We start from the raw sequence: 19330 nt of genomic DNA on the forward strand, positions 1-19330 counted from the left end.
CCGATGCAGCTTGTCTCTATTGCCTTGTGCACCTATAACGGCGAAAAATACCTGGCCGAGCAGTTAGACACCCTGGTTGGGCAAGACTATCCGAACCTGGAGGTTGTGGCGCTCGACGATGGTTCTAAGGACAATACCCTGGCGATTTTAAGGACTTACGAGGCTCGCTATCCATTTTTCAAAGTCTACCAAAACGAACAAAACCTGGGTTACATCAGGAATTTTGAAAAGGCTATTTCGCTTTGCCAAGGAGAATTGATTGCCCTGGCCGACCAAGACGATATCTGGGAGCTGCACAAAATCAGCCTCATGGTGGGCGAAATCAAGGACAATTTGTTGCTGTACCATAACTCCGAATTTATTACCGAAGAAGGCCTAAGCATGGGACGCAAAATGAGCGATATCAGGAATTTTTATGCCGGCAACGATTCGCGGGTATTCTTGATGGAAAATTGCGTTTCGGGCCATGCCATGTTGTTTAAGAAAGAACTTGTTTCTTTTTTCAGTGCCTTTGATACCAACAGTTTCCACGACTGGTGGATTGTTTACATGGCCGCCTGCAACGGCAGCGTAGGCTTTATAAACGATTGCTTGGTCAAATACCGTCAACATACCCAGGCGAATACCAATATTTTAAGGTTGGACAGAGGGCAGGCTAAAAAGCGGAATGCTTTGCTGCAAATTGAAAAAGAATATAAGCGCATACAGGTTTTCGAAGCCTATGCACATAATAATTTCCAATCCTTTAAGAGCAGGCTGTTAAAATTAACGGAACGACGCATGAAGGCGTATTTTTCGTTTTCGTTATTTTTCTTCATGTACAGGCATCAGGACAAACTCCTGTTTATCCAAAAGAAATCGAAGCTGAGCAAGTTTAATTTCATGCTCAAATATGCCTGGGGCTATAAGCTCAAACAATTATTGGCCTAAATACTTTCCAAAAGCTGTTCGAAGTGGGGCAGCTGCTGCTCGACCGTATAAACCGCAGCAGCATCTTTAAGCAACTGCGCGTTATGACTCGGGTTTTGCCTAAAGGCTTCCATGGCCTTGATCATATCGGCCACGTTAAAGCTATCCACCACCAAACCCATGCCTTCTTTTACAAAAGCTTTGGCAATACCGGTATCGAAGCTTACAATGGGTTTGCCCAAGCTCGCGGCTTCGAGCATGGCCAGCGACAAACATTCTTCTCTCGAAAGCGATAAATAGGCATCGGCCAGGGCAAAATAATTGTAATAATCTGCCGCAATGGCTCCCGTAAAAATCAGGTTTTGGCCATTTTGCTTCGTGGCCACTGTCTTCACGTAATAATCCAATCCATTGTGCAAATCGCCACCCACCCAGATTATTTTCACCGCTTGGCCCTTAAAATGCTCGGCAATAGCCAATACCATATCCAAACCTTTCATGTAGGCCATAGAACCCGAAATAAGCCAAACAAAATCTGTTTCGGCTAAGCCATGTTGTTGCCTAAGTGCTTCTACCCTTTGCGCATCGGGTTTGATTTTTTGTGCATCGATAAAACTATTTTGCAACAGCACTTTGGGGTGGCCCAAGGCTTTCAGTCTTTCGCATACCAGGGGAGAACAACCAACCAAGGCATCCGAATGTTCAACAATAGCTTTAAAGGCAGCTGATTTAATGAAACCATAGGCATACATAAACTCATGGAAATGGGTAGCCATTTTAACCCCAATGGCTTTGGCGGCCGGTGGCGCCTGCGGAATAAGGATAGTGTTGGCATACCACAAATCGGCCTTAAAGCTTTTTTGGATCTGTTTAAGCTGATAACCGATGGGTTCTGTACCAAACAGCTTAAGCAAGCCCCTGAAAATCTTATGGTACCATTTTCCTACCCTATAGGCTGCGCTTTTGCCAATCCTTTCTGGAAGCTGGCGATAAAGCTCGCCCTTGCGCAAAGAAAACACATAAAGCTCAAACCGTTGGGGATCCAAATTATTAATCAGGTACCACAACAGCATTTCCGATCCGGTACGGTCTAAACTTGGGGTAATCAATAGCACTTTCTTCTTCATCGGGCAGGCTCTATTTGGAATTGAATATCTTTTTAACAGCTTTCCGAACTTTCATAAAGTACTTTATTTTTTTCAGCTCTTTTTTCAGCCGATCCAGTTCTTCGTAATCGGCCAAAAACAAGGGAAAGGTTTCGGCCAGTACTTTAGACCGCTCGACTTGGATGGCTTGCCCGTTTTCGGGTTTCGAACTAATGCCATCAAAATTATAGGCCGAAATCATTTGGCCGATGTGCTGATAGCTACAATTGTGCTTAGCCACTGCCAACATAAAAAACTTCCAATCGGAAACTATTTTCAGTTCCTCATCATAAAGGCCCACCGTATCGAACAGTTCCCTGCTGATGAAAGTACTTGGATGTGGCAGGGTGGAATCATAAAAAAAACGAAAAGTCAATTCATCAGGCAAATTCCAAGTCCATTCTTTGGCATCGTCAAAGAACTTCAAATCGCCATACACCAAATCGGCATGCAGGCCTTGCGCTACCACTTCTTCAATAATTTGGGGACTGATCAGTTTGTCGCCACTGTTTAAAAAAAGCAGGTAATCGCCCGTGGCCAGCTTGATGCCCTTGTTCATGGCGTTATAAATACCGGTATCTTTTTCGCTGATGGCATGTGCGAGGTTTGGCCTAAAAGACTCTAAAACATCAACGCCCCCATCCGTAGATGCACCATCAACCACAATATACTCTATGGCAGCGTAGCTTTGCTCCGTTACCGATCGGATGGTTTCCCTTAGTCCATCGGCATTGTTGTAATTGACGGTAATAATGGATATTTTGGGTTTGTTTGTCGTCATTTTTCTATCTTTAGCCCATAGGCACGTGCACCAAAAATAGACTATAAAAACCAAAAAAAGGAATGATTAAGATTTTGTTCGATCACGAGATATTCAGCGAACAGCGCTATGGCGGCATTTCGAGGTATTTTGCCAACCTGGCCAGCGAGATGAACAAAGACCAATCGCTCCGCGTAAAAATTGCGGTGCTCTACGTCAAAAACTATTACATCAGAAACGTGAGGCAGCCGTTCAATACTATTTTGGGCAAGTGGTTCCTCCGAAAAACCCACAAACGCTATCATTGGAATAGGAAATACAGCAAGTCGCTACTTAAAAAAGGCGATTACGATATTTTTCATGCCACTTATTACGATACCTATTCGCTGGCCTACAACCGCAAACCCATGGTGGTTACGGTGCACGATATGATTTACGAAAACAGTCCCGAAATGTTTGCCGATGCGGCCGAGGTGATTTCGAAAAAGAAGCAGATGATGGATGCCGCCGGAGCGATCATTGCCATTTCCAACTATACGCTGAACGAGATTTTGCGCATTTACCCCCAATATGCCAGCAAAACCAGCGTGGTGTACCATGGCCTGCCCAACGAAGAACAAACAGAAAAAGCCGACATCAGCACACCCGAACGGTTTATACTTTTTGTAGGTGGCCGGAGCCATTATAAAAACTTTGCCCCAATGGCCGAAGCACTAGCCCCGCTATTGCATCAAAACAAAAGCCTGATGCTGCTTTGCACCGGTGGCGGAGCGTTTACGGCTGAGGAAAAAGAGCTTTTGGAAAACCTGCAACTTAGCCAGCAATGCCAACAGCTGGATGCTACCGACGAGGAGCTTAAGCTGCTTTACCAACGCGCCCTGGTCTTTGTTTACCCATCGTCGCAGGAGGGATTTGGCCTGCCTATGCTCGAGGCTTTCAGAAACAATTGTCCCATTGCCTGCAGCCATGCTTCATGCCTGCCCGAAATTGGCGGCGATGCCGTTGGCTATTTCGACCCTACGCAAGGCGACACCTTATTAAACACCGTCGAAAAAATCATCAGCGAGCCCGACTATGCCAAAGAGCTTAGGGCAAAAGGACAGGAAAGGCTTACGCATTTTACCATGCAAAGCTGTATAGCAAATACCGTAAAGGTTTATCAAACGTTGTTGAAGAGAAGCTAAGGCTAGCTATAAAATTCCATTTCTTTTTGGATGCAGGCCTGGGCCAAATCTTCGTCATCCTGATGGAAAAGACAAACATCGTAGTATAAATAAGCGCCTTCTTTTTTATTGATGTAGGCATAAAGCTGCCCTACAAGCGCCTTGTTGTCAATAGCGGTCGATACCACAAACTTGCCATAGTTATCGTAATACAGTGCCGTTTTGTAACCCAAGTTGACAAAATCTTCGAACATGGCCAAGCCGTCTTCGTTTTGCTCTTTCAGAAAAACCGAATCATATTCAAAAAACAAAACCGGTTTATCCCTTTTAATGGTTTCAAAAGATCCTCGCAACACCTTAAAGTCGAAACCATCGGTATCTGTTTTGAGCAATTTGATATTTTCGATCTGGTTTTGCTTCACCAAATCGTCGAGTTTAACGATGGCCATTTTCTGGTTGCCCGACCCAACGTTCAATTTGGCTGTTCCTTTGGTGTTGTCTACCTCGATGGTTTGCTCCATGCTCTCCTCGCCCAAAAATGTTTCGTAGGCTTTTACGTCGGTAAACAAGGGAAGGTTCTTTTCTAAAAAGGCCACAAACACCGGATCTCCTTCAATCAGGTGCACAAACTGTTGTACGTTTTCCGTACGCAACAGCGCCACGGTATCGCCAATATTGGCACCTACGTCTATAATCTGGTAGCTTGGATACTTGCTTTCGATGTATTTGGCTATGCGCGAAAAGTTTCTCGAGTAATATTTAAACTGCTCCAGGTGCAGTTGGATGCTATGCTCGTAATCGGCCAGCAGGTTGTAATTACCTACCTTTACCATTTTTTCAACCGCGTGTTTCTTTGCTTTTTTTAGTCCGAGAATTGTTCTTAAGCCCATAGTATAGATTAGCTAACGCCCAATAGTCCACTTCAGTTTTGTTTTGTTGAGGAGAGCAACCAGGCCAAAAGTAAGCGAATATACTATAATAAATCTTAGGAGCGATAGCGCAACCATCAAAAATATAGACATGTCTTTAGGCTCGGGGAAGTGGAAAGGCCTTAGTATTTCGGGCAGCACATTAAACACAATAATATAATGGATAAGGTAAATGCCGAAAGTGGTTTCTCTGGGCTTAAAATATTTGGTAAAACCAAAATCCCTGATTTTTAACAAAATCAATATACACACCAGCGAATAAAGGATATTGCTAAAGCGTAAGGTATTATAGGGATCTATATTGTGTTGCTGATAAAGGTTGATGGTTTCGTAAACAGACAATGCAAAGGTGGCTACGAAGAGAATGGCCCATATATAGTTTGGAATGCTGTTGATCCAGGCCGCAACCGCCGTCCAATGCTTATTGAGCTGCGCGCCCAGCCACAAGAAAAACACAAAGCCAAAAATGGCCATGGTATGCATGGGCGGAAACCAGCTAAAATAGATGTTAACGCTATAGATTAAGGTAAACAGCAACAGGATGGCTCCAAGCCATAAAGAATAAAGGTGTTTCCTAAACAGCAAAAGCACGCCGATACAGATCAGAAAATTAATGATAAACCAATAATTGGAATAAAAGTATACCGTAATAAACGATTCGGAAATGGTTTGGCCCAAATTGAAGCTGGGGTCCTCATGCCTGATGTAATAGAACTTATAAGTCATGGCAAACACAAATATCAGCGACCAAATGATCCAGGGGATAAAGGTATTGGACAGCCTGCGCTTAAAATACTCGAGTGGCGTATACTTGGTAAAATTGCTTCCGATCAGAAAACCGGCCAGGACAAAAAAGGAAATAGTGCCCAGTTTGGCCAGCTGCACCAGACACATATACACGATGTTTTTGGTATCGACGCTCGGAAAAATGTAAATCCCTACGTGGGTGGCATGCTCAAATACAATGCACATCATAGAGAGGCAGCGGATGGAATCTATAAAATCGAAATTCTTCTTGGCGGGCTGCGAAATAAGGTTGTCTGACATTAATTAATTTAGATGATGGACTTAAATTAAAAAGGAGCGACAAAAATCGCTCCTTTATTTATTAAATCTGTAGAATTGTTACAGTTTGCGTTTTACTTCTACTTGTTCGTAGGCTTCTACGATATCGCCCACTTCGATGTTGTTGAAGTTTTGGATATTCAGACCGCACTCGTAACCTTTAGATACTTCTTTCACGTCGTCCTTGAAACGTTTTAGCGAAGCCAGTTCTCCGGTGTAGATTACCACACCGTCGCGAACTACGCGGATTTTGCTGTTTCTAGAAATCTTGCCGTCCAATACCATACAGCCGGCAATGGTGCCCACTTTGGTAATTTTGAAGGTTTCCCTGATTTCCACATTGGCCACAATCTTCTCTTCGAATTCTGGCGCCAACATACCCTCCATCGCCGCCTTGATTTCGTTGATGGCATCGTAGATGATCGAGTACAGGCGGATATCAATCTGCTCTTGCTCGGCCAACTTACGCGCACCTGGCGAAGGACGTACCTGGAAACCAACGATGATCGCATCTGAAGCCGAAGCCAGCAATACATCTGATTCTGAAATCTGACCCACCGCTTTGCTGATGATGTTGATCTGGATTTCTTCGGTAGAAAGTTTCAGCAATGAATCTGCCAAAGCCTCGATCGAACCATCCACGTCACCTTTAACGATCAAGTTCAGTTCTTTAAAGTTACCGATAGCCAAACGACGACCGATCTCATCTAAAGTGATATGTTTTTGTGTACGCAAGCCTTGCTCACGCATTAATTGTAAACGTTTGTTGGCAATTTCCCTGGCTTCAACTTCGCTTTCCAACGCGTTGAAACGATCGCCGGCTGTTGGTGCACCTTGCATACCCAATACCTGTACCGGTACCGATGGGCCTGCTTCGGCCACTTTTTGGCCACGCTCGTTAAACAAGGCTTTTACCTTACCGCTGTAGCTACCAGCCAAGATCGGATCGCCCACACGTAGGGTACCACCTTGTACCAAAACGGTAGTTACAATACCACGGCCTTTATCTAATGTAGCCTCGATTACGGTACCTGTAGCACGTTTATTAGGATTGGCTTTCAACTCTAACAATTCGGCTTCTAACAATACCTTATCTAAAAGCAAATCGACGTTTAAGCCACTTTTGCTCGAAATTTCCTGCGATTGGAATTTACCGCCCCACTCTTCAACCAAGATGTTCATGGTAGAAAGCTGCTCTTTGATACGGTCGGTGTTGGCACCTGGCTTATCAATTTTGGTGAAGGCAAATACCAATGGTACGCCTGCAGCCTGAGCGTGGTTAATGGCCTCTTTGGTTTGAGGCATCACCGCATCATCCGCTGCAATTACGATAATGGCAATATCGGCTACTTTGGCACCACGGGCACGCATGGCGGTAAACGCTTCGTGACCCGGTGTATCTAAGAAAGTTACTTGTTTGCCCGAGTTGGTGGTTACTTTGTAGGCACCAATGTGCTGGGTAATACCACCGGCCTCGCCAGCTACCACGTTTGCTTTACGGATATAATCGAGCAATGAAGTTTTACCGTGGTCAACGTGACCCATAATGGTTACTACCGGTACACGCGACACTAAATCTTCTGGTGCATCTTCTTCTTCAATTACCCTATCCTCTTCCTCGTCTGGTTTTACAAACTGGATTTCATAGCCAAACTCGTCGGCCACAATGGTCAGGGTTTCAGCATCTAAACGCTGGTTGATTGACACGAACATGCCCAAGCTCATACAGGTACCTATAATTTTGGTAACCGGTACATCCATCATATTGGCCAACTCATTTGCCGTTACAAACTCGGTAACTTTTAGCACCCTCGACTGCAATTGTTCTTCTGCTGCCAATTCTTCTGCATTCAAAGCTACATCATCACGTTTCTGACGACGCAATTTTGCACGTTGGGCAAATTTACCTGACTTGCCGGCACCGCTCAAACGAGCTAAAGTTGCCTTAATTTGGTCTTGTATTTCTTTTTCTGTTGGCTCTTCTTTAGGGGTTACCGGACCTCCTGGCTTGTTGCCTCTAAAATTAGAGCGGTTGCCGCCTTGGTGGTTAGGGTTATTCCTAAAATCTGGCCTGTTGCCGCCTGGTGCATTCGGATTGCGGGGTTGTCCCGGTTGTCCTTGACCTTGCTGGCCTCCTGGCTGACCAGGAGCATTTGGGTTGCCACCAACAGTTTTCTTGCGTTTGCGCTTGCGCTTAGCTGCTTCGCTATCGGCAGATGAAGCTACAGGCTGGTTTCTACGATCAGGCGTTACCGGCAATTCGATTTTGCCAATAATGTTTGGTCCCGATAATTTAACCGAGCGTGCTTTGATGACTTCGTCTTCTGGCGCAACCGGCTTAGCTGCCGGCTGAACCGGAGGCTGTACTACGGCTTTAGGTTCTACCTTTGGAGCTTCTACAAGTTTTTCTTCCTGAACCGGCGCTGGCGTTACCGGCGCTTCGGCTTTAGGAGCCTCAACCGGAGCCTCTTTTTTCTCTTCAACTACTGGAGCTGGTTCCTCTTTTTTAGGTGCACGGTTTTTAGGATTAAGATCGTTGAGGTCTATTTTACCTACAATCTTAACGCCTGGCAATGCGCCTTCTTCAACGGGCTCTGCTTTTGGAGCTGGTTCTTCTTTTGGAGCCTCCACAGGCTTCTCTGCCACAGGTTTTTCTGCGGGAGGAGTATATGAATGAAGGTTTTTGATTAAAACACCTTCGTTTTCAAAATCTTGTTTTTTTCTAGGCGTCTCAGGAGCTCTCTCAGCTGCTTCGGGTTCATCACGACGAATTTTACCTATAACTATCTGATTGGCTTCTTCTTTCACGATTTTGTCCCCCTGAAACTCTTTCAACAAGGTATCGTACATATCTTTTGAAAGTTTCGTAGTGGGCTTATTTTCCACAGCAAAGCCCTTCTTACCCAGAAAATCTACGGCTGTAGCAATTCCGATGTTAAGTTCCTTAGCTGCTTTAAATAAAATTATGGGTTTATCGTCTGACATTTATTATCCTATTTTTTTTACTGTTTATATACAAAAGTAACGTTTATTCTTGTCTTATTCAAGCCATAAGCGTTATTCAAATTCCGATTGCAAAATGGCAATCACTTCTTTAATTGTTTCTTCTTCCAAATCGGTACGCTTCACCAGCTCGTCAACAGACAGGGCCAATACGCTCTTGGCTGTATCTAGGCCAATCGCTTTCAGCTCGTCGATGATCCAGCTGTCGATTTCGTCCGAGAATTCTTCGATATCCACATCCTCATCTTCCTCGCCTGCTTCACGATAAACATCGATTTCATAGCCGGTTAATTTACCCGCCAATTTGATGTTGTGTCCGCCACGGCCAATAGCCAACGAAACCTGATCTGGCTTCAAGTAAACCGAAGCATGTTTAGTGGCATCGTCTAACTTGATAGAAGTGATTTTTGCAGGGCTCAATGCACGTTGGATGTACAACGAAATATTGTTGGTAAAGTTGATTACGTCGATATTTTCGTTTTTAAGCTCTCTCACGATACCGTGGATACGAGAACCTTTCATACCTACGCAGGCACCTACCGGATCAATCCTGTCGTCGTACGATTCTACAGCAACTTTGGCACGCTCGCCTGGTTCGCGAACAATCTTTTTAATGGTAATCAAACCATCGAAAATCTCTGGAACCTCGATCTCGAACAAGCGTTGCAAGAACTCTGGCGCAATCCTAGAGATGATGATTTTTGGCGTAGCATTAACCATGTCTACTTTAGAAATCACCGCACGTACGGCATCTCCTTTTTTGAAATAGTCGGCAGGAATTTGCTCGGTTTTAGGCATCAATAATTCGTTGCCTTCATCGTCTAATACCAAAGTTTCTTTTTTCCAAACCTGGTAAACCTCACCGGTTACGATTTCGCCAACCCTGTCTTTATATTTTTTGAAGATTTCGTCTTTCTCTAGCTCCAATACCTTCGACACCAAAGTTTGGCGAGCGGCCAAAATGGCTCTGCGGCCAAAGCTCTCTAAAGTAATCTGCTCGATGTAGTCGTCGCCAACTTCCATATCCGGATCCAGCTGCTTTACTTCGGCAAGCTCGATCTCCAGGTCGTCGTCTTCAGAAAACCCGTCTTCCATTACCCTTCTGGTTCTCCAGATCTCCAAATCCCCGTTATCAGGGTTCACAATTACGTCACAGTTCTCGTCTGTTCCATATTTTTTACGCAACATACTGCGAAATACCTCTTCCAGTACGCTGATTACTGTTGGGCGGTCGATATTTTTGAAGTCTTTAAACTCCTGAAATGAATCGATTAAATTAATATTGCTCATTTTGCTACTTAAATGAAATTAAAACCTTAGTTTCTGTTATATTTTCAAACTCAACCGATGTTTCTACCAGTTGTGCTTTTTTTCCTTTTTCTTTTACTTGCTCTTCAATCACGATGGCATTTTCGCCAACTTCTAAAAGCTTGCCTTCTTTTTTTGTGCCATCGGCCAGCTTAATGCCCAGCTCTCGGCCTATGTTTTTGTGATACTGGCGCTTGAGCTGGAGCGGTTCGCCAACTCCCGGCGAAGAGACTTCCAAGTTATACGCTTTTTCGATGGCGTTTTCTTCCTCTAAATGAAAGCCTACATGGCGGCTGATGGCAGCACAATCTTGAATGTTGATGCCTTCGTCGCCGTCAACATGGATGATCAATTTGTTGTTTGGCAACATCTTCACTTCTACCAAAAACAGCTCAGGCCTGTCTGCAATCTTCTCTTCTACGAGTTCTCTAACCCTGTTTTCTACCTGCATATCCTAAATTCTTGCAAAAGAAAAGAGGGGACACGGTCCCCTCTTCTTCCTTTATTACGACGCAAATGTACGAATTATTTTTTCAAAATGCAACAGTGCGCTGCAAATGAGCTACTAACGCACCAAAATTTGTTGCTGTGGCTTTACCGTATGGCCCACTTTGGCCCGCACAATATCGCCGCCACTGGCAAACTGGGTATTGAGCATGGTTTCGACCAAGTAGTTTTTTCCTTTCACAAAGGGATTTGCCGGCACAAACCATAGGCTATCGCCTTGCATACGCAACTTTCCGGGCCAATCGGTTTCCATGCCGGTCGAATCATCTTCGGCTGGCGTTTGCAGCACCGAAACCAGTTGCTGGTAGGCCGTATCTTTTTCGAGGTTGGTTTTGAGCCTGAACAAACCCGTTTCGCCGATATCGGAAATGACGATGGCTGTACTGTCGGCCGAAAAGCGGATAGACAAAGGCCTGCTCTCGGTATTGCCGCAGCCCAAAAGCGCCAGGCCCAAACAAATTGCCCCAAAAAATGTAATTTTATTACGCATCTTGCTAAATTAGTCAATTATTGAAATTAACGCCTGAAATTCTTTTTAGGAATTTGGCCCCACACTCAACCTTAATCAGCCACTACCTTAAAACTGCCAATTAATGCCATACCTGAACACAGAACAAATAACAGCCGAAGTTGTTGATCTTTTGAAATACAAATACACCGTTGCCGAAATAGAAGCCTTTCTGCAAAGCAAGGGGGTAGATCCAGGTGATTTCCAATCGATTATAGCAACCGCCGAAGCCAACTATCTGGAAGAAAAGCTTTCTTACCTGCCGCAGCGGCACAAAAAGGCTTTCATTATCTGGACCTCTCTTGCCGTGCTTTGCTTCGCCCTGTTTGTTTTCTACATTCCGAGTACTACCTTGGCCAGCAACGATATTGTAATGCCCATTATCGGCACCGTTTTGTTCCTTTACTTTTTGATGAATGTCATTGCCTACTATAAGACCTGGACCTTAGCATATCTCCAAAAGTACGGCCCAGTCAAAGTCAACTACGGCTTTTGGGTTATATTTCTTATTCCCGGTTTCATCCTGTGTTTTTTGCTGAGCCAAATGTACGAGGGCGCTGCGCGCGACCAATTAAAAGTTATGCAGGAAACCGCCATCGGCACGGTTATTTCGGGTACAGCTGCCTCTGGAAGAAGATACGAATATGCCACGATAACGGTTCTGTTCGAAACCAAATCGGGCCAAACGATAACCGCTACCAAGAGCGTGTCTAGCTCGCAGTTTAAACAGTTTTACAACGGCCAGAAAATCGAGTTGGCCTATGCCAAAAACAATCCGCAGAATATTGATCTGCTCATCGACCAAGAACACATCAGAGAACTGAAAGGAACAGCAGAACGCGCCCTGAATGCTTTCGATTTAATATTGCTTTTTGACAGATCCAATACCGAAAAATTGGAAGCCTTGAACAAAATAAATTATGGATGGCAACTGAACAGCAAAGATTCGACCTTGATTAACGAAAGGAGCCAACAAGCCATATTGGCCACAAAACGACAGTTGCGCTACATTGGTGCCGGCACCGACTACATTACCTTTGGCAAGTTCCTGAGCGGGGAAGGCTACAAAAGGACCAATCCTGTCGACAGCAATCCGGTACTTGAACAATTTGGAAAAAAAGTGCTCGAAAACAATCGTTTTGTCGTTATTTTACAACCCTCTCAAGAAAATTCCATCATCACATTTATCAAAAAATAACATTGTTTAACCCCTAATATTGCTTTTGTATGAGATTGATTTTAGAAATTTTATTGATGGGCGTTGCCATGATGGCTGGCGCCTACCTGGTGCCGGGCGTGCATGTTGACGGCTTTGGCAGCGCCATTATTGCCGCTTTGTTGATTGCCTTGGCCAATGCCACCATCGGCTTTATCCTGCGGGTATTCACTTTTGTGCTCAACGTGCTTACCCTTGGCCTCATTTCTTTCATCATTACCGTTTTGATGATCTTGTTGGTAGACCACTTTATGACCGGCTTTAACACTTCAGGCTTCTTATCGGCTGCCATTTTGGCCATCGCCGTTGCGGTCATCAAAATGATCCTCGATTCGATATTTGGAACGGATAGGGATTAGCGCAGGGCGTACAGCGTATTGCGATATGCGTATTGCGTAGAGCGTATGGCGTATGGCGATGAATTAAGCGCAAGGTGCCGAACGCCAAACATTTTTAGCTAACACTTGCGAAGTTTTAAAAACTTCGCAAGTGTATTCTCTTTTTAACCTAAAATATTACGGCTGATTACCATTTTCTGGATTTCGGTAGTGCCTTCGTAAATCTGAGTGATCTTGGCATCGCGCATCAATCGCTCCACATGGTATTCTTTTACAAATCCATAGCCTCCGTGTATCTGAACGGCCTCAACGGTAACGTCCATGGCTACCTTGCTTGCATAAAGCTTAGCCATAGAACCCGCCAAGGTATACGATTGTCCTTGGTCTTTTAGCCAAGCCGCTTTATAAACCAGCATACGGGCAGCTTCTATCTGCGTAGCCATATCGGCCAGTTTAAAGGCAATAGCTTGGTGCTCGGCAATGGGTTTTCCGAACGACTTGCGTTGCTGGGCATAGGCCAAAGCCAATTCATAAGCTCCTGCGGCAATGCCCAAGGCCTGCGCGGCAATACCAATACGGCCACCTTCCAGGGTTTTCATGGCAAACTTAAAGCCGAAGCCATCTTCGCCGATACGGTTTTCTTTAGGTACTTTTACGTCGTTGAACATCAACGAATGCGTATCCGAACCACGAATACCCAGTTTATTTTCTTTAGGACCAACTGTAAATCCTGGTGTTCCTTTTTCTATGATAAAAGCATTGATGCCTTTGTGTTTTAATTCTTTGTGGGTTTGGGCAATAACCAAATAAACACCAGCGGTGCTGCCATTGGTAATCCAGTTTTTGGTGCCGTTTAGCAAATAATAGTCGCCTTTGTCTTCGGCGGTAGTTTGCTGCGAGGTGGCATCAGACCCGGCTTCGGGCTCCGACAAACAGAAAGCGCCAATCATTTGGCCAGAAGCCAGGGGCTTCAGGTATTTTTCTTTTTGGGCTTCGGTACCATAGCTTTCCAAACCATAGCAAACCAAAGAGTTGTTTACCGAAACCACTACCGAAGCAGAGGCATCAATTTTAGAAAGCTCTTCCATAACCAGTACGTAAGACAAGGCATCCATGCCGCTGCCATTGTACTTTCCGTCAACCATCATTCCCAAAAACCCGAGTTCGCCTAATTTTTTAACTTGCTCGGCCGGAAATTTCTGATGTTCGTCACGCTCAATTACCCCAGGCTTTAATTCGTTCTGCGCAAAATCGCGAGCCGCCTGTTGTATCATCAATTGTTCTTCACTTAATTCAAAATGCATAATTATGGTCTATAATTGGTTAGATTTTCCAAATTTAGTACTTCTTGTCGAAATTACTATGCTACCATAGCAATTTTTTATCTAGCAACGCCCTCAAAAGCCAATGCAGGCCATGTATCACAACTTTAATACATCTGAACCAAAATAGGTTTGCGCAATGAGTTTGCCGTTAAGCCAAGATTATTATTTTTGTTAAATGAACCTGAGTCAGCAAATCTTGTTTTTCTTTAGTGCCTTGGGTGTGTTCAATGGCTTTATCATTAGCCTTTACCTTTTGTTTTTTAAAAAGCCGAAATCACCATCTCTCTTTTTTCTGGGCTTATTGTTGTTGGCGGTATGCCTGAAAATAGGGAAATCCTTTATTTTTTATTTCTATCCCCGGCTTCCGGGCATCTATATCGAAATAGGTATTTGGGGAAGCGCTTTTGTAGGGCCTTCGCTTTTCTACTTTGTCAGCGCAACCCTGGCGCAAGACACAAAGATAACCGGCAAGCAACTTTGGGTCTATCTGTTTTGGACATTGGTCATTGCAACGGCCAGTATCCTTGTTCCGTATGATAAACAGCCCGACCTCTGGAACAAATCTATCGGCACGGTTATTTCGGCGCAGCTAGTAGTTTGCATTTTATTGACCGGTTGGCTACTCAGGACAGCTTTTCTCAAAATCTTGAACGCAAGGGAAAAAGTTTCGAGGGCAGAAAAACTATTGATGGCCGTATACGTGGGCAACATTATCGTTCCCGCAGCTTTCAAACTGTCTATTTTTGATTTCTTTAACGGCCCCTGCATCAGTGGCGCCTTGTTTTTCTCGCTCGTGCTTTACCTGAATATTTTCCTTTTTATGAGCCAAAGGAAAACCGGCAATCTGCTATTGGGCGCAACAGATCAGGCTCGCTATGCCAACAAGAAGATTGCCGATGCGCAGGCCTCGGCTCTCACCGAAAAACTGCAAAAAATTCTTCTGGAAGAACAGCTCTACAAAAACCCCGACCTTAAACTGAACGATTTGGCCAAAAAAATCAATGTTTCGGGGCATCAGCTTTCGCAATTGCTTAACGATAACCTGGGCCAAAGCTTCGCGGCCTACATCAACGAGTTTCGAATCAAAGAGGCTTGCGAACTTATTGCCAACGACAGGGGCATCAAGCTCGAGGCCATAGGTTATGAGGTTGGGTTCAACTCCAAATCTACTTTTTATACCGCTTTCAAAAAGCATCGGCAGACCACGCCAACGCTTTATAAGGAACAACTATCGGCTGTTGTGGCAAGCTAAGCTGGTCTTGTTTTATAATTCCGAACTCCCAAATCTGAGAATCAAAACCTCTTGGCAGCTTCCCTCTTCTAGTTTTGGATCATCACATCAAATCCAAACACACGAAGATGAAACCGTTATTACTTTGCTGCCTTTTTGCCTGCACCAGCCTATGGCTAAACGCCCAAACCATTAAGGGCCGACTGATAGATGCCCAAACCAGGCAAGGCATCCCCCTAGTTAATTTGATTTTGACCAAGCCAAACCAGTCCAAGGCCGTTAAATATGCCGCCAGCGACAGCACCGGCTCCTTTGAGCTGAAGGACGTTGAACTGGGAAAATATCTTTTATCGGCTACTTTAATGGGCTACCAGCAAATCCAAAGAGAAATCGACCTCACTGCACAAGACTCGAAGGTTTTAGCACTAGGTGATATCCTGATGGCCGAAGATCCCAACCTGCTGAAAGAAGTAACCATTACCGGTGGCACGCCCAGCTTTAGCACCCAAAATGGCCAGCTTAGGATTGGAGTAGCCAATAATGCCTTTTTTAAATCGTCGGTTAATTTACTGGATGTCTTCCGGAAGCTTCCCGGTCTGCAGGTTAACCAAGACGGCACCATGCAAATGGCCAGCCGCGCCGCGCCAACCTTATTTGTTGATGGCAAACCCGTGAACATGAACAACGACGAAATATTGACTTACCTCAGCAGCTTGTCGCCAGACATGGTCGAATCGATTGAAATGATCAATCAGCCTTCGGCAAGATACGACGGCGAATATCAGGGCATTATCGATGTAAAGCTCAAAAGAAACCAGTCTTTAGGCTTTCGGGGCACCTACAACGTTCGTTTGCAACGCAACAACTACAGCCTGCTCGACAATAACCTGTCGCTGGTGTACAAAAGCAATCGGTTTATTTACGATGTAAAGCTTGGCCATACTACCGGGAGCACTTTTTATAAATACCATGCCCTGCAGTTTCTGCCCAGCACCAATGCCATGATTACCGACACACGCACCGTTACGGCCAACCGGAATTACAACATACAGGCCAAAGTGGCCTACGAGCTGCAAAAAGGGCAAAGCCTGGAGGCTTTTGTACGTACCTACCAGATAGACAGAACAGCCACTTCGCGGAATTTATTGACTACCCAAACCGCCGATTTGGCCAATACCATCGGGCTGGTAAAGAGCGATAACGATGCCTTGCCCAAGCAGCGCTACTACGCAGGCGGCCTTAACTACGATGCCCAATTTCGGCACAGCGAACTGCATGTGATTGCTTCGGTTGCCCAGATAGACAACCGCCAAACCGAAGACATCCAAAACCGCAATGTGTTTAGCGACCAGCTGATGAACTATTGGAAAACCAATTCGAGCAACAACATCCTGATCAGAACCGCACAGGCAGATTACACGCAAAACCTAGGCCAAGGCAAATTAGACTTTGGCGGCAAGTTCGCCTATACCACTACCCAAAACAAGCTTCGCTACGATACCTTAGGCAACAACGTTTTTAGCCTGGACCCTAACCGCAGCAATGAATTTCGCTATGAAGAATACATTGCGGCAGCTTATCTTTCGTACAGCGGCCAATGGGATAAATTTAAATACAACGCCAGTTTGAGGGCAGAACATACCAGTACCAAGGCCAACTCTATCACCACTGGCTTGGTTACTGACCGAAAATACCTGAAATGGTTGCCAAGTGCAAGCCTCACCTATGCCATCAACCCAACCGAGCAACTGACGCTGAGCTACAGCCGCCGGATGACCAGGCCGACTTTCGCCATGCTCAATCCGTTCAGGTTTTATTACAGTCCGCGGCATTATTGGATAGGCAACCCTTACCTGCAGCCCTCCACAACCAGTTTGCTTTCCCTATCCTACAGCAGGAAAGCGCTCAACATATCACTCAATGCAGGTCGCGAGAACGACCCTATGGAACGTTATCCCGAGTACAACCCCAGCACCAATGAGCTAATCTTTTTGGGACGCAATATACCTTATCGGAATTTCGTCAACCTTTTGGCAAGCCTGCCCATTACCCTCAACAAATGGTGGCGGATGAACAACAATGTGAGCTTCTACTACAACAAAGAGCTCAGGCCTTACTTTGGACGCAGCTATCAAATACCAATCTACAGCTACACGCTTAACGGCAGCCAGGTTTTCAGTTTAAAAGATTGGTTATTGGATGTAAGTTATAGCTATGAATCAAAAAGCGGCAATGGGCTTTACCTCATGAAACCCGTTTACGGCATTGATTTCGGCCTGCAGAAAGCCTGGTTCGGCAACAGGGTCAATACCAAGCTTACCCTTTACGATGCCTTCGACAATTTAAAGCGCAGGTTGGTTTTTAGGGATCAAACCATTTTTAACAACGATTTCTACCATTATTTTGGTGCACAGCGATTGGTATTTGCCTTAACCTACAATTTTGGCAGTTCGACCTACAAGGCCAGGGAAAGCAAAAAAACCGAAGAGGAAAACAGGGCTAATTAAGCCCGCTATTATTTAAGCAAGTGATTGTTATCGTCGGGGAATACCAGTATAGGCTGGTATTTCTTGGCTTCTTCCATAGGCAAGGAGCCGTACGACATGATGATCAGGATATCGCCCACCTGTACTTTTCTGGCTGTTGCCCCATTCAGGCAAATGGTACCTGTACCGCGCTCGCCGCGAATGGCATAAGTTTCGAAACGCTCGCCATTGTTATTGTTCACAATCTGCACCTTTTCGTTGGCAATGATATTGGCCGCATCCATCAAGTCTTCGTCGATGGTAATGCTGCCTACGTAGTTCAATTCTGCCTGTGTTACTTTAACACGGTGTATTTTCGATTTTAAAATCTCGATAATCATGATGCAAAGTTAGGAATAAAGGTTGAGGGTTGAAAAGGTTTAGGGTAAAAGGTAGGTCATATCTTAGGTAGAAGGCGAAAGCTGAAAGACCAAAGCTAAAAGGTTGAGGGTTGAAGGTAATGAGGCTGAGGGTTTTTCCATCTCACATCTCAATACGCAATACGCAAATCTAATCCAACAACATATTATCAATCAAACGCGTTTCGCCAACTTTGGCGGCCACCAAGGCAATGGCATTTTTATTGGTTTGATCGGCAATCGGCAACAAGGTTTCCTGATCGGCAATGGTAAAATAATCGAGCTCGACACCGGGCGTTGTACTGATCATCTGCCTGGCTTGGCCCAACAATGCTTCGAGGCTCAATCGATGGTAGTTGTCTTTCACAAACTGTAGCGCACGGCTCAGCACCAAAGCATTTTGCCTATCGCTGGCCGAAAGATGGATGTTTCTCGAGCTCATCGCCAAACCGTCGTCTTCGCGGATAATGGGACACGAAACGATCTCGACAGGCAGGTCAAAGTACTTGACCATGTTTTTGATCATCAGCACCTGCTGAAAATCCTTTTGGCCAAAAAAGGCCAGATCCGGCTGCACCGCATCAAAAAGCTTCTTTACAATTTGGGTTACGCCCTGGTAGTGGCCTTTTCTAAATTCGCCTTCCAGCAAAAACTCGGCACTGCCCAAATCGATATGCCAATTTTCTGGCGTTGGGTAGTGGGGATACATTTCTTTAACCGTTGGCATAAACACTGCGCTGCAACCTGCCTCCTGTAGCATTTTGATATCATGCTCCAGGGGCCTCGGGTATTTTTCCAAATCCTTGGGATCGGTAAACTGGGTAGGGTTCACAAAGATGCTGCACACCACGATCGAGGCTTGCTGCTGCGCAATTTCGATGAGCGACAGATGGCCTTTATGCAACGCACCCATGGTAGGTACCAAGGCAATTTTCGAAGAGGCATCCTGTTGGGGTTGCAACCAGGCTTTCAAGGCAGTTATGGTATGTAGAATTTCCAAGTTGTCGGTTTAATTTTAAGGGTGCTAAGTTGAGCATTT

Annotated in this window: 17 protein-coding genes; 6 read left to right on the top strand and 11 right to left on the bottom strand. The window is 45.0% G+C overall.

The window, feature by feature from the left end; all coding sequences use genetic code 11:
* Positions 1-3: 3 nt before the first annotated feature.
* A complete protein-coding gene (locus VRU48_RS14105; protein WP_330108561.1) occupies positions 4-930 on the top strand; it encodes a glycosyltransferase family 2 protein in 927 nt (308 codons plus the stop codon).
* Here VRU48_RS14105 and VRU48_RS14110 read toward each other — a convergent pair.
* Both VRU48_RS14110 and VRU48_RS14115 read right to left on the bottom strand, forming a co-directional pair.
* On the bottom strand, positions 927-2036 hold the full coding sequence (locus VRU48_RS14110) for a glycosyltransferase family 4 protein (RefSeq protein ID WP_330108562.1): 1110 nt from the start codon (positions 2034-2036) through the stop codon (positions 927-929). The genes VRU48_RS14105 and VRU48_RS14110 overlap by 4 nt on opposite strands.
* A gap of 10 nt (positions 2037-2046) precedes the next feature.
* Positions 2047-2835: a glycosyltransferase family 2 protein gene (locus VRU48_RS14115; protein WP_330108563.1), complete on the bottom strand. Its 789-nt coding sequence runs from the start codon at positions 2833-2835 to the stop codon at positions 2047-2049.
* Positions 2836-2897: 62 nt separating this feature from the next.
* Between VRU48_RS14115 and VRU48_RS14120 the strand changes: the two genes are divergently transcribed.
* Positions 2898-3998, top strand: a complete 1101-nt coding sequence (locus VRU48_RS14120; RefSeq protein WP_330108564.1) for a glycosyltransferase family 4 protein — start codon at positions 2898-2900, stop codon at positions 3996-3998.
* Between the two features lie 2 nt (positions 3999-4000).
* Here the strand turns inward: VRU48_RS14120 and VRU48_RS14125 are convergent, their stop codons facing one another.
* From VRU48_RS14125 to VRU48_RS14150, 6 genes are all read right to left on the bottom strand, one after another.
* Positions 4001-4867, bottom strand: a complete 867-nt coding sequence (locus tag VRU48_RS14125; RefSeq protein ID WP_330108565.1) for an FkbM family methyltransferase — start codon at positions 4865-4867, stop codon at positions 4001-4003.
* A 12-nt stretch (positions 4868-4879) separates the two neighbouring features.
* Positions 4880-5953: an acyltransferase gene (locus tag VRU48_RS14130; RefSeq protein WP_330108566.1), complete on the bottom strand. Its 1074-nt coding sequence runs from the start codon at positions 5951-5953 to the stop codon at positions 4880-4882.
* Between the two features lie 78 nt (positions 5954-6031).
* Entirely contained in the window at positions 6032-8956 is a 2925-nt protein-coding gene (infB, locus tag VRU48_RS14135; RefSeq protein ID WP_330108567.1) for a translation initiation factor IF-2, read from the bottom strand.
* Positions 8957-9028: 72 nt separating this feature from the next.
* Positions 9029-10264, bottom strand: a complete 1236-nt coding sequence (gene nusA, locus VRU48_RS14140) for a transcription termination factor NusA (protein ID WP_199139972.1) — start codon at positions 10262-10264, stop codon at positions 9029-9031.
* 4 nt (positions 10265-10268) lie between these two features.
* Positions 10269-10733 (bottom strand): ribosome assembly cofactor RimP, encoded by a 465-nt coding sequence (gene rimP / locus VRU48_RS14145; protein WP_330108568.1) that lies wholly within the window; start codon positions 10731-10733, stop codon positions 10269-10271.
* A 114-nt stretch (positions 10734-10847) separates the two neighbouring features.
* On the bottom strand, positions 10848-11279 hold the full coding sequence (locus tag VRU48_RS14150) for a hypothetical protein (protein WP_330108569.1): 432 nt from the start codon (positions 11277-11279) through the stop codon (positions 10848-10850).
* Positions 11280-11382: 103 nt separating this feature from the next.
* Between VRU48_RS14150 and VRU48_RS14155 the strand changes: the two genes are divergently transcribed.
* Both VRU48_RS14155 and VRU48_RS14160 read left to right on the top strand, forming a co-directional pair.
* Positions 11383-12495 (top strand): DUF3592 domain-containing protein, encoded by a 1113-nt coding sequence (locus VRU48_RS14155; protein ID WP_330108570.1) that lies wholly within the window; start codon positions 11383-11385, stop codon positions 12493-12495.
* Positions 12496-12524: 29 nt separating this feature from the next.
* Positions 12525-12872: a phage holin family protein gene (locus tag VRU48_RS14160; protein WP_330108571.1), complete on the top strand. Its 348-nt coding sequence runs from the start codon at positions 12525-12527 to the stop codon at positions 12870-12872.
* A 143-nt stretch (positions 12873-13015) separates the two neighbouring features.
* On the opposite strand, the gene VRU48_RS14165 is transcribed toward VRU48_RS14160, so the two are convergent.
* A complete protein-coding gene (locus VRU48_RS14165; RefSeq protein ID WP_330108572.1) occupies positions 13016-14155 on the bottom strand; it encodes an acyl-CoA dehydrogenase in 1140 nt (379 codons plus the stop codon).
* Between the two features lie 196 nt (positions 14156-14351).
* On the opposite strand from VRU48_RS14165, the gene VRU48_RS14170 reads away from it, so the two are divergent.
* On the top strand, positions 14352-15428 hold the full coding sequence (locus VRU48_RS14170) for a helix-turn-helix domain-containing protein (RefSeq protein WP_330108573.1): 1077 nt from the start codon (positions 14352-14354) through the stop codon (positions 15426-15428).
* 107 nt (positions 15429-15535) lie between these two features.
* Complete coding sequence (locus VRU48_RS14175) at positions 15536-17914, top strand: TonB-dependent receptor (RefSeq protein WP_330108574.1); 2379 nt, start codon at positions 15536-15538, stop codon at positions 17912-17914.
* Between the two features lie 8 nt (positions 17915-17922).
* Here VRU48_RS14175 and panD read toward each other — a convergent pair whose 3' ends face one another.
* Both panD and panC read right to left on the bottom strand, forming a co-directional pair.
* The gene (panD, locus tag VRU48_RS14180) at positions 17923-18273 is read right to left on the bottom strand and encodes an aspartate 1-decarboxylase (RefSeq protein WP_330108575.1); all 351 of its coding nucleotides are present in this window, start codon (positions 18271-18273) and stop codon (positions 17923-17925) included.
* Positions 18274-18442: 169 nt separating this feature from the next.
* A complete protein-coding gene (gene panC / locus VRU48_RS14185; RefSeq protein ID WP_330108576.1) occupies positions 18443-19291 on the bottom strand; it encodes a pantoate--beta-alanine ligase in 849 nt (282 codons plus the stop codon).
* Between the last annotated feature and the right edge of the window lie 39 nt (positions 19292-19330).

Origin of the sequence: Pedobacter albus (assembly GCF_036324255.1) — a bacterium.
GTDB classification, from domain to species: domain Bacteria; phylum Bacteroidota; class Bacteroidia; order Sphingobacteriales; family Sphingobacteriaceae; genus Pedobacter; species Pedobacter albus.